The following is a 12,144-nucleotide window of genomic DNA, read 5'->3' on the forward strand; positions in this document are numbered from 1 at the left end:
GTGATTGTCCGTCATTCAGAAATCCTGCAGATTGGAGAATAGAAGATATGAAAAGACTGAGTAAGCTGATATTATGTGCTGCAATAACGATGAGCGGTTTTACTGCTCTTCCTGTACAGCCCGCACAGGCTGCAACAGGCAGCGTAACGATTATGCTGGACGGTTATCCGCTGCCGTTTCCAGTGTCACCGGCCGTGATGAGCGGAACAACGATGGTACCGTTCCGGGCCATTTCCGAAGCGCTTGGCATTAAAGTGGAGTGGAACCAGGCAGCTAAGAAAATTACAGCGACCAATACCGAAGCTTCAGGCTCCAAGGTGGTCACTCTTACATTAGGGAGTACAACGGCAACCGTCAACGGCGCAGCAGTTAAGCTGGCTGTAGCACCGCAGAACATCCGCGGAACGACGATGATTCCGCTCAGCTTCTTCGGCCAGCAGTTCGGGGCAGGGGTAAGCTGGAATCAGGCGACGAAGACCGTGTCCATCACCTCTCCCCAAAGAGACCTGTATACGCTCGGTTTCTACGCCCAGAAGTCTTACGGTGAAGTATCGTTGATCCCCAGCTTTGATGCAGTGCATTTTGGCTGGAGCCGGCTTGACCGCAGCGGCCAGTTTACGACAAGCAGTACGGATTTCTGGTGGCCGAAGGCTGACGGTGATGTGACGCCGGAGTCGATTGTCCAGAACGCCGCAGCAGGAGGCACTGCCCCTTATCTGATGGTCTACTCGGGAGATAAGGAGCTTGAGCTGACCAAGAACCTGGAAGATCCGGTATTACAGCAGCAGACTATCTCAAGCATCGTCTCGCTGGCAACGGAGAAGGGCTTTCAGGGCATAGGACTGGATTTGGAAGGTCTGGGGCTGACCGGTGACAAGAAGCTGGTGCAGAGCCAGTTCAATACGTTCGTGAAGAATCTGGTGGCGGTTGCCCGTCCGGCAGGGCTGAAGCTGACAGTGATTCTGCCGCCGCTGAACGGCTCCTATAAGGGCTATGACTATAAGACGCTGGCATCGCTGGCTGATGATCTGGTCATTATGGCTTACGCCTATGAAGATGAATCCAGGCCGGAGCCGCTGGCGATGGTCGATCAGGGCATCCGCCTGGCGCTGGAGCAGGTCAGCAAGGATAAGCTGATTCTCGGCATCTCTGTGTTCAGTGAGAATGAGACCTCTGTGAATGCGAAGATCGGCCTGGCGAAGCGCTACGGGCTGAAAGGCATCGCCATCTGGCGTCTGGGCCTGATCGGGCAGCCGGTATGGAACGAGATGAGTAAATCCGTGGAATTATAAATTATTGTGAGGAAGGGACTGCCGTGTGCAGTCTCTTTTTTTGGTATAGCCGCTGTATGCCGGACAAACCCGCCACAACAAATGTCACATTAACCTGAGCCCGAAACCTTTATAATTTTTAAGGTTGACCCTTAGGCTGACTATTTTATTTACAGGAGGACATTTGAGCATGAGCATAAAATATAAAGCACTGGAGCTTGATAAGCCGCTGACGTATGAGCTGGAGGGGCTTGAAGTGGGCGTCACCTCGAACTGCAATTTCCGCTGCGATTACTGCTGCGCCTATAATAGAAATGACGGGGAAGCCATTAACGGCAAGGAAGTTATCCGTATACTGGAGGAGCTTCCGGGGCTGAAGCGGGTCCGTCTCTCCGGCGGTGAGGTTACACTGAAGTTCCAGGATTGCGTGGAGATTGTGTCCTACTGCTCTTCCCGCGGTATCCAGACCCAGTTGAACTCCAACGGCAGTCTGCTTAATGCGGAGCGGATTGACCAGCTCGTCAAGGCCGGCCTGACCACGATACATATTTCATTTAATTTTACGACGGCTGAGGGCTTCTCGAAATATTACAATATCCATCCGACAGTCTACGAAAAAATCAGAGAGAATATCACCATGTTCGCCAAAACAGAAGTGAACGTTGTGCTGGAAACCCTGCTGTTCGACCAGACACAGGATAACATGCAGGAGATCAGCGACCACGTCTATTCCATGGGAGTGCGGACCCACGAAATTCAGAACAGCATCATTATGGGCCACACCGGCTGGAAGGCGATCGCAGCGCAGGAGAACCTGAAGAATGCCGTAAACCAGCTGATTGCGAACAGGAAGGAAGACACTACCCTGTACTTTACCTGCATGGACCGGTTCATGGACAGACTGGGCTTTGAGGAGCAGCCGGGCGTCTATTTCCCGCACTGTATTGAAGGCAAGAAGCAGCTGCATCTACACGGCAATGGAGATATTCTGATCTCCGAGCTGTGCCACCCGGTCATTATCGGCAACATCTACAAGGGTACCTCGCTGAATGAGCTGTATACGAATATGCCTAAACCGCTGGAGCGGTTCCTGGAGAAGCAGCCTTGTCCGGCCCTGGACGCCCTTTTCCCGGCAGAGGTATAGACCGGCCAATGATTATAAAGCCTTTTTTCTCTGTTTGGAGAAAAAGGGCTTTATTTTTAGTCCCATCATTCGACAAAGTGTGATAAAATTCGCTGAAATTCTTCATGTTATCTACAAAATTCTCCGATTTAATCCGATATAGATTGTAATAATTGTTACAAAATTAAGGATTTATAAAAGATGGATAAGATGAAGGTGGAAGGGTGCTTACAAAATGAAGATTCGGATGAAGCTATCGGTTATGATGATCGCCGTTATACTGATTTCTACGGCAATGATGGGCGTTTTCACGTATTACAAATCTACAGGCACTATTATGGATCTCACCGAATCTGCCATGGCACAAGTCAACACGAACAAAGCACAGACCATTGAAGCTATGATAGACAAAGAGAAGCGGAGCATGCAGCTGGTAGCCGGAGAATCGGAGATTGCCGAGCTGCTGCTGAAGGATGCTGCCGGTGAGCTGGCCGCCGGGGATGAACTGGTGACTGAAGTGAATACCAGACTGCAGGCACAGGTTAATGATGCAGGGAATCTTGAGCATATGTTTGTTGTTAACATGCAGGGGATCGGGATTGCCGACAGTGATACTAAGCTGGTGGGAACAGATTTCAGCGAACGCAGTTATACGATTAATGTGATCAAGACACAGGCGGCAGTGATCAGTGAAACGCTGAAGTCGAAGTCCACAGGCGCTTACGTGCTTGCTTTTGCGCATCCGGTAATGAATAACGGCCAAATGATCGGGTTCGTGGCTTCAGCCGTCAATGCGAGCAGCATCATCAAATACCTGGCAGATGCCAAGGTGGCCAATGCCCCTTCTTCTTATGCCTATCTGGTAGATGAGACCGGCAATATCCTCTATCATCCGGATGAAGCCAAGATCGGCTCCCCTGTGGAGAATGAGCAGATCAAGGGTGTGGTTGAACGGGTGAAGTCCGGTGAGACGGTTGCGGATGACAATGTGCAGTATTTTTATAAGGGAGCCGAGAAAAAAGCAGCCTATAGCGTACTCCCGCTGACCAAATGGACGCTGGTGCTGACCGGTGACCTGGGGGAAATAATGCAGCCTGTTGATAGTATGACAAACTATATTATTCTGCTCGGACTGGGCAGTCTTCTGCTGACCCTGCTGATCGGAATCATTGTGGCAACCCGGATCTCCTCGCCGATTATCAAGCTGACAGAGCTGATTAACCGGACGGCAGAGCTGGATCTGAAATACGACAAGCAGTTCGAGCATCTGGTCCGGAACAAGGACGAAACCGGTACAATTGCCAAAGCGATGTTCCACACACGTGCGGTTCTGCGCGAAATGGCCGGCAGCCTGGTCGGAATTTCGGGCAAGGTTCTGGACAATGCGGTGCTACTAGAAAAGCTCTCGGTTGAAGTCCGCGAGAATGCGCACGACAACTCGGCAACAACAGAGCAGCTGTCCGCCGGCATGGAGGAGACGGCAGCCTCCACCCAGGAGATGACGGCGGCGATCCATGAAGTCCAGACCAACGTGCAGCTGATTTCCGGGCGGGTCAGAGAAGGCGCGGATGTATCCGGCCATATTACAGAACGTGCGCTTGCCCTGCAGCATGATGCCGTAGAATCGACAGACCGGGCCAAGGAGATCTATGAAGCGGTAAGGACTGAAATGGAAAAAGCGATCGAGCAATCCGGCGCAATCAATGAGATTAACGTGCTTGCAGATACCATTCTGTCGATTACGAGCCAGACCAATCTGCTTGCCCTTAATGCGGCGATTGAGGCTGCGCGTGCAGGTGAAGCGGGCCGCGGCTTTGCTGTAGTGGCCGGCGAAATCCGCAAGCTGGCGGAGAAATCCTCTGAGACGGCATCCGGCATTCAGGGGGTTGTCAAAAATGTGTATTCATCCGTCGAGCTGATGAAAGAGCATTCCGAGGCGGTTCTGGCTTTCATCGACCAGAACGTGCTCGCAGACTATGAGCGCCTTACCGAGGTCAGCCAGCAGTACAATGAGGATGCGTCCACGATCAATGAGCTGATGGGCCAGTTTGCCGAAGCCGCCGATCATCTGAACGAAACCGTAGGCAGTATCGCTATTGCTGTGAATGAGGTTGCAGCAACCATTAATGAAGGAGCGATCGGTGTACAGGACATTGCCGTAAAAACCGCCGACATTGTCGAGAAGACCTTCCATGAGGCTGCTATGGCAGATGAGAATACCCATAGCGCCAAAGAGCTGCAAGTACTGGTAGACAGGTTCAAAATCTGATTAGATTTCACTCCTCAACGGTTCTTCCAGGTATTTCAGTCCATAATAATAGTAAGAATATTATTGTGGATGTTAAGTGTACTGCTTAATGCTGAAATAAGGGGGATACAGGGATGGTTAAAATCTCGCCGGAAGAGGAGCTGCAGTCGGGACGCGGCCAAGTGCGCCAGCTGCAGGAGAGCTTTCTCCTGCAGCTGATTCAGGAGGACTGGCCGGGCACGGAACCGGTCAGGACACGGTTGCGCCAGCTCAAGCTGGCGCCCCTTGCCGCTGAGGGTCTCAGGCTGCAGTTTGCCGCTGCTGAGCTTAAGCTGCCGCCTGAGGAAATATCACCTGCCTTCAGGCGCCGGCAGCTTGCCGCGGGTGAGGGATTCCAGCTTGTGTGCCGCGAAGCGGCAGCCGGATGGAAGCACATTTATCCGTTTGTGAGTGAGGCGAATCCGCTGCAGGTCTATTTTCTGATTCCTGCCAGGGAAGGTGCAGAGCATTCGGGCCGTGCAAGCCGGTTTCTAACAGAGCTGGGACAGAGGCTGGAGGCTGCTATGGAATATGAGTGGATCTCAGCGGCCGGACTTGAGGTTAAAGGGCTGAAGCGGCTGAGAAATGCCTTTGCTTCCTGCCTTTACACCCTGGATATGAACGGCTGGCCCGGTATGCGGGCCGGAGCTGCAGACGCAGTAATTCCTGTCATGTCATGGTTATCCCCGGAGGAAGAACGAAGGCTGCTGCAAATGATAGAGACTGCGGATACCTTTGCTTATGAGCGGGAGCTGATAGCCCTGTTTGGAACGGACAAAGCTGCAGGGAAGCCCTCTGCCATCCAGTTGTATCAGGGGATTCGTATCCTGCTCCTGCTGAACGTTGCCGCCGGAAAATTTGCCTTCAGAGGCACTGCCCTCTGTAAATATCTGTGGAACAGTCACGCTGCGCTTGCTGCCTGTAACTCTCCGGCGCAGCTGGAAGAGCAGCTGTCCGCACTGGGGCTGCTGGTAATGGAAGAAGTGAAGCTGGCCCGCCAGTCTCCGGAAAGAGCGCTTGCGGAATCCGTCAGAAAATATGCGGAGCGCAATTACGGCTGGGAGCTGCCGCCTGCTGCTGCTGCGCAGCTCTTCGGGGTGGAGGAGAGCAGCCTGAACAGGCAGTTCAAGCAGCACGTTGGCATACCGCTTGCTGATTATACCGTAAAGATCAGAATGGGCAGAGCCGAGCAGCTGCTGCCGGATGATAAGCTGAAGCTCACGGACCTTGCGCCGCTGGTCGGCTATGACAGCGCCGGCCATTTCGTCAGCGCCTTCAAGAAATACAACGGCAAGAGTCCAAAGGAATACCGGGAGCGGCTGCATAAAGGCCGTTGACAGTTAGACGCTCCGGAGTTACTCCTCTTTAACGGGAGTTTCTCCGGTAGCACTAATTGAACTTATGGGCGGAGACGAGCCGCAAATCCAAAAAAAGAAAGCGCATACTTTCCTCTTGTCAAAGCAGAAGAAAAGTGTTATTCTGACTTTGGGATTGTTACTGAAAAGGCAAAACCCAGGACATGTGTTGAGACATGTTTTGGGTTTTGCCTTTTTTTAATCTCACCACTTGTACTCAATGTAGGTATAGAACGAATACACAGAGCAGGTGATGTTGAAATTTTAGTCTTTTTGGAAATGCTTAATAGTGTCGGATGGCCTGATTCTATTCGTCCAGTGTCTAAATCCTGCAGTTACATTATACAGGGATATGGAGGAGGCAGCTCGGATGATTATCAAAAAAATCTTTAACAACAATGCCATTGTCGCCAAAGATTCGCAAAAGCAGGAATTTGTAGTCATGGGCTGCGGGATTGGCTTCAAAAAAAGCATCGGCGACATTGTGGACGAGGGACTGATAGAAAAGGTCTTCATTCTTAAGCAAAAGGAAGCTTCGGAGCGGTTCAGATTGCTGCTGGAGGATGTCCCGTCTGAATACGTATCGCTCTGCTACGATATCATCGAATACGGCAAGAACATGCTGCAGGTGCCATTAAGCGAATATATTTATGTTACACTCACAGATCACATTTATAATACGTTCAAGATGTATGACGAAGGGATTCAGAACCCTAATCCGCTGATCTGGGAAATCAAAAAGATTTATCCCAAGGAATTTGCCGTCGGCATAAAGGCGCTGGAATTTATCCGTGATTCTGTCGGTAAAGAGCTGTCAGAAGATGAAGCGGGCAACATTGCCCTTCATTTAATTAATGCCCAGATCAACAGCTCGTACCATAAGACATCAGACGTAGCTGGCCAAACCCAGAAGATACAGGATATTCTGAACATTATCAAATACACTTACAATATTACACTCGACGAGAAATCGATCAGCTTTGAACGGTTTATCACCCATTTGCGCTTCTACTTCCAGCGGATTCACCAGAAAAAGAAGATGGAGCTGGATGATGATTTCTTATTAAAACAAGTCAAGGCAAAATATAAGAATGCTTACAACTGTATGATGAAAATTGAGAAGTATCTGAATACCGAATTGTCGGATGAGGAAAAGCTGTACCTGACCATTCATGTACATCGTGTAACAGACCGGCAAACTGAATAATCATTTTGGATTGTTACTGGTAAAGCAGGCGAGACCAAAATAGATAACATGCTCTGTATGTTATCTATTAGGTCTCGTCTTTTTTATAAGAATGTTCTAATAAAGGAGCGGTCAACATGAAATACGAGCAGCTCGCAAAAGCCATCATTAAGAACGTAGGCGGCAAAGAAAATGTTAACAGTCTGACACACTGCATCACCCGTTTGCGGTTTAAATTAAAGGACGAGAGTAAGGCGGACACCGAGGTTCTGAAGAGCATGGACGGGATTGTAACGGTAATCCAGAGCGGAGGCCAGTATCAGGTTGTTATCGGCAACCATGTGCCGGAGGTATATGCAGAGGTCTCGGCAATTGGCGGGTTTCAGTCAGCGGCAGCTGAAATTCCAGACGAAAAGGTTGGCCTTTTCAATAAATTTATCGATATCATCTCAGGTGTGTTCACACCGGCGCTGGGTGTATTGTGTGCAACAGGGATGATTAAAGGTTTTACCGCGCTGTTCCTTTCACTTGGGCTGCTGGTGAGCACTTCAGGTACCTATCAGATTCTGAATGCAATCGGTGACTGCCTGTTCTACTTCTTCCCGATCTTCCTGGGATATACGTCAGCTAAGAAATTCAACGCCAATATCTTCTTAGGAATGGCAATCGGGGCAACGCTGGTATATCCTACATTTTCATCGATAACGGCTTCCGGTCAACCGCTGTATACCTTGTTTAGCGGCAGTGTCATTGAATCGCCGGTTTACCTGACCTTCCTTGGCATTCCGGTAATCCTGATGAGCTATTCGTCCAGCGTTATTCCGATTATCCTCTCGACGTATGTGGGCGCGAAGATTGAAGCCGTGTTCAAAAAAATCATTCCAAGCGTGGTACGGACCTTCCTTGTTCCTTTTTGCACCCTGCTCATCATTGTACCGCTGGCATTGATTGTCATCGGTCCGGTTGCGACTTGGGCAGGCCAGCTGCTTGGTGCAGGCACTTTGTTCGTCTATAATCTGAGTCCGGTTATTGCCGGCATTCTGCTTGGCGCGTTCTGGCAGGTATTTGTTATCTTCGGCCTGCACTGGGGCTTTGTACCGATTGCCATCAACAACCTCACCGTGCTGAAATATGACCCGATCCTGGCCGGTGTCTTTGGAGCTTCCTTTGCCCAGACAGGTGTTGTGCTCGCTATCCTGCTGCGGACCAAAAACATCAAATTGAAATCGCTTTCTATTCCGGCGGTCATCTCCGGGATCTTCGGGGTTACCGAGCCGGCCATCTACGGGATTACCCTTCCGCGCAAAAAGCCGTTCATTCTCAGCTGTATCGCAGCAGGTGTCGGCGGCGGTATCATCGGGCTGATGGGAACCAAGGGGTACATCTTGGGTGGTCTGGGGATTTTCGGAATCCCGAGCTATATCAGTCCTGAAGGAATGGATGCGGGATTCTACGGGGCAATTATCGGAATTAGCGTGAGCTTTGTGCTCGGGTTCCTGCTGATGTACTTCGGCGGATTTAAAGATGATGTTGTTAAAGAACAGTCTGCCGAAGGTCCTAAAGGTGACGTACTGGTGAAGCAGGAGACCGTAAGCAGTCCGTTAAAAGGCGAGGTTATCGCACTTTCCGAGGTTAAGGATGAGGCGTTCTCTACAGGTGCGCTCGGCAAAGGAATTGCCATTGAACCTGCGGAAGGCAAAGTGTTTTCTCCGGTGGACGGGGTGCTGACCTCACTCTTTGCCTCCGGTCATGCGATTGGAATCACCAGCGATCACGGGGTAGATATCCTGATTCACGTCGGCAAAGATACCGTTAAGCTGAAAGGGCAGCATTTTACACCAAGAGTGAAGCAGGGCGACAATGTGAAAAAGGGTGATCTGCTCATGGAATTTGATCTGGAGGCGATCAGAGCGGCCGGCTATATTCTGACCACACCTGTAATCGTTTCAAATTCAAATAATTACCTGGATGTTATTGAAACCGGGAAGAAATCCATCAGCTACAAAGAGGATTTATTAACAGTAATGATCTGACACAACTTATTAAGGGAGGAATAGAGATGCAGCCATTGACCAAGCATTTTCCGGAAGGATTTCTTTGGGGGGGAGCAACAGCCGCGAACCAGCTGGAGGGCGGTTACAACGAGGGCGGCAAAGGACTGAGCACTGCAGATGTAATCACAGCCGGAACGCACACCACTCCCCGAAAAATTACACCGGTTCCTGAGCAGGGGCTGAACTATCCGAGCCACGAGGCGGTCGATTTCTATCATCACTATAAGGAAGATATCCGGCTGTTTGCGGAGATGGGCTTCAAGGTGTTCCGGATGTCCATGGCCTGGACGAGAATTTTCCCGAACGGGGATGATGCGCAGCCCAATGAAGCCGGCTTGAAGTTCTATGATGATGTATTTGCCGAGCTGCGAAAATATAACATTGAGCCGCTGGTCACCATCTCCCACTACGAAGCTCCGTTCCATCTGGCGCAGAAGTACAACGGCTGGACCGACCGGCGGGTGGCAGACTTTTATGTGAACTATTGCGAAGTGATCTTTAACCGGTATAAAGATGTGGTGAAATATTGGCTGACCTTTAATGAGATCAATATTTTGACGATGCCATTTGGCTCATTCATGGCCGGAGCGATCCTGCCGCAGGGCAATACGGAGTTCGGCCATGCTCCGGCAGCTTCCGGTGATGAACAGCTCAGGTACCAGGCGCTGCATCACCAGTTCCTCGCCAGTGCAAGAGCGGTGAAGCTGGGGCATTCCATTAATCCGGAGTTCAAAATAGGCTGCATGATCGCCTACATGTGCTCCTATCCGCTGACCTGCAATCCTGCGGATATTATACTTGCGCAGCAAAAGGATAATGTATCGAACTTTCTCTGCTCGGATGTTCAGGTGCGCGGCGCGTATCCGGGTTTTGCCAAACGGTATTTTGCCGACAATGGTATCCAAATCGCTATGGAGGACAATGATGAACAGATTTTGCGGGAGGGCCGGGTTGATTTCTATACCTGCAGTTATTACTCCTCCACTTGCGTAAGCGCCGACCCGGATCAGGAAGCCATCGGCGGCAACCTGTCCATGGGACTGAAAAACCCTTATCTTCAGGCCAGTGCCTGGGAATGGCAGATCGATCCGCAGGGTCTCAGATGGTCACTGAATAATATCTATAACCGTTATCAGATTCCGATGATGGTTGTGGAGAATGGCCTTGGGGCTGTAGATACTGTGGAAGCGGACGGCTCAATCAATGATGATTACCGGATCGACTACCTGAAGGGCCATATTGCGGAAATGAAGGAAGCTGTGGCCGACGGTGTGGAGCTAATCGGTTATACGCCTTGGGGCTGCATCGATCTGGTGAGCGCAGGGACAGGGGAAATGAAGAAGCGCTACGGCTTTATCTATGTGGATAAAGACAATGAAGGGCGAGGAACGCTGGCCAGATCCCGCAAGAAGAGCTTCGGCTGGTATAAGCAAGTGATTGAAAGCAACGGAGAAAAGCTTGAATAGAGCAAGAATCAGAGAATAAGCCGGCATACAGCCGTATCAGACAAGGATCTGATACGGCTGTTGTGCTGTACTGCCTTAACCGGAAATTATTTTGAATGCTTTGTCCACTGTTAGCAGCTGCTCCGTCCCAAGCTTCATATCCTTGAGCCGTAGCTTGCCCTGCGCCGCTTCATCTTCGCCGGCCAGCAGGCAGTACCGGATGCCCTTAGCTGAGGCGGCGGCCAGTATTTTTTTGAGCTTGCGCGTGCCGGTGTCGACATTGACCCGGACACCGGCGTTCCGCAGCACGGCAGCAGCTGTAAGTGCCTGCGGCATAGTCTCACCGATCGGAATCAGCAGCACGCCGGAATTGGCCTCCTGCACCGGACGTTCTCCCAGCAGGGCCATAATCGATTCCATGCCGAAGGAGATGCCGACCGTCGGCACATTGATATCGTCCCGGCCGACAAGCTTGCCGATAATGTTATCATACCGTCCGCCCCCGCCCAGGCTCGAGGTATAGCCGCCGGAGGCAACAAAAATCTCATACACCGTTCCGGTATAAAAGGACAGGCCGCGTGAGAGGAACGGGTCGAAGCTGCAGATCCGGGAGAGCCCGGTGGCATCTATCAGCTGCTGAAGCGCCTGAACCTCAAGTGCGCCCGGCTGGCAGCCCAGCCCATAACGCTCTGCCAGGGTGCTGAAATCCGCATTTTCATTTTCCAGAAGCCCGCTTATGGCGAGCACAGCCTGTTCTGTGAGCCCTTTATCGCGGAGCTCAGCCAGCACACCCTGCAGGCCGACCTTGGCCAACTTGTCGAGAGTCAGCATCACGGACAGGCTGTCCTCTGCAGGGACACCGGCCGCTGCCAGGATTTCGCCCAGAAACCGGCGGTTGTTCCATTTCAGGACGATGGGGATATCAAGTCTGCGGAAGACCTCCGCAGCCAGCTGCATCAGCTCGGCCTCAGCCTGCGGGCCGGCAATGCCGGCCACATCGGCGTCGCATTGCAGGAACTCGCGCAGCCGGCCTTTTTTGACCGGACCGTCGCGGAATACCTTGCCAATCTCATACCGTTTAAACGGAAAGCTGATACCGGGATTCAGCGCAACCACTTTGGCGAACGGAATGGTCAGATCATAACGCAGACCCAGCGTCCGCCCGCCCTGGTCCGTTAACTGATACATTTCACGGAGAATTTCATCGCCCCCGGCATATTTGGAGGTCAGCAGCTCCAGTTCATTCAGCAGCGTGGTTTCCATCGGTTCAAAATCATACAGCTCAAACAGCCCGCGCAGCACGGTCTGGACCTTCTGCCTTACCGCCTGCTCCCGTCCGAAGTAATCATAGGTTCCTTTGATATTTTGCATAATAAGCAGCTCCCTTTAGTGTGGTCCGGAATTTTCGGCATGCCCGGCCAAA

8 protein-coding genes are annotated in these 12,144 nt (G+C 51.3%); 7 read left to right on the forward strand and 1 reads right to left on the reverse strand.

The features are described from left to right. Positions 1-47 precede the first annotated feature (47 nt). From AC4G46_RS11325 to AC4G46_RS11355, 7 genes are all read left to right on the forward strand, one after another. A complete protein-coding gene (locus AC4G46_RS11325; protein WP_491128021.1) occupies positions 48-1,292 on the forward strand; it encodes a stalk domain-containing protein in 1,245 nt (414 codons plus the stop codon). A 163-nt stretch (positions 1,293-1,455) separates the two neighbouring features. Next, positions 1,456-2,415, forward strand: a complete 960-nt coding sequence (locus AC4G46_RS11330) for a radical SAM protein (protein WP_491128022.1) — start codon at positions 1,456-1,458, stop codon at positions 2,413-2,415. 214 nt (positions 2,416-2,629) lie between these two features. After that, the gene (locus tag AC4G46_RS11335) at positions 2,630-4,663 is read left to right on the forward strand and encodes a methyl-accepting chemotaxis protein (protein WP_491128023.1); all 2,034 of its coding nucleotides are present in this window, start codon (positions 2,630-2,632) and stop codon (positions 4,661-4,663) included. Between the two features lie 113 nt (positions 4,664-4,776). Next, a complete protein-coding gene (locus tag AC4G46_RS11340; RefSeq protein ID WP_491128024.1) occupies positions 4,777-6,018 on the forward strand; it encodes a helix-turn-helix transcriptional regulator in 1,242 nt (413 codons plus the stop codon). Between the two features lie 388 nt (positions 6,019-6,406). Beyond that, positions 6,407-7,243 carry a BglG family transcription antiterminator LicT gene (licT, locus tag AC4G46_RS11345; protein ID WP_491128025.1) on the forward strand — a complete coding sequence of 279 codons (837 nt, stop codon included), beginning with the start codon at positions 6,407-6,409 and terminating at the stop codon, positions 7,241-7,243. 116 nt (positions 7,244-7,359) lie between these two features. Continuing rightward, positions 7,360-9,255, forward strand: coding sequence for a beta-glucoside-specific PTS transporter subunit IIABC (locus AC4G46_RS11350; RefSeq protein WP_491128026.1), 1,896 nt, complete (start codon positions 7,360-7,362; stop codon positions 9,253-9,255). Between the two features lie 26 nt (positions 9,256-9,281). Beyond that, positions 9,282-10,742, forward strand: a complete 1,461-nt coding sequence (locus tag AC4G46_RS11355; protein WP_491128027.1) for a glycoside hydrolase family 1 protein — start codon at positions 9,282-9,284, stop codon at positions 10,740-10,742. Between the two features lie 75 nt (positions 10,743-10,817). Here the strand turns inward: AC4G46_RS11355 and AC4G46_RS11360 are convergent, their stop codons facing one another. Next, the gene (locus tag AC4G46_RS11360) at positions 10,818-12,092 is read right to left on the reverse strand and encodes a histidine--tRNA ligase (protein WP_491128028.1); all 1,275 of its coding nucleotides are present in this window, start codon (positions 12,090-12,092) and stop codon (positions 10,818-10,820) included. Positions 12,093-12,144: the final 52 nt, after the last annotated feature.

Source organism: Paenibacillus sp. fava2 (genome assembly GCF_058313675.1).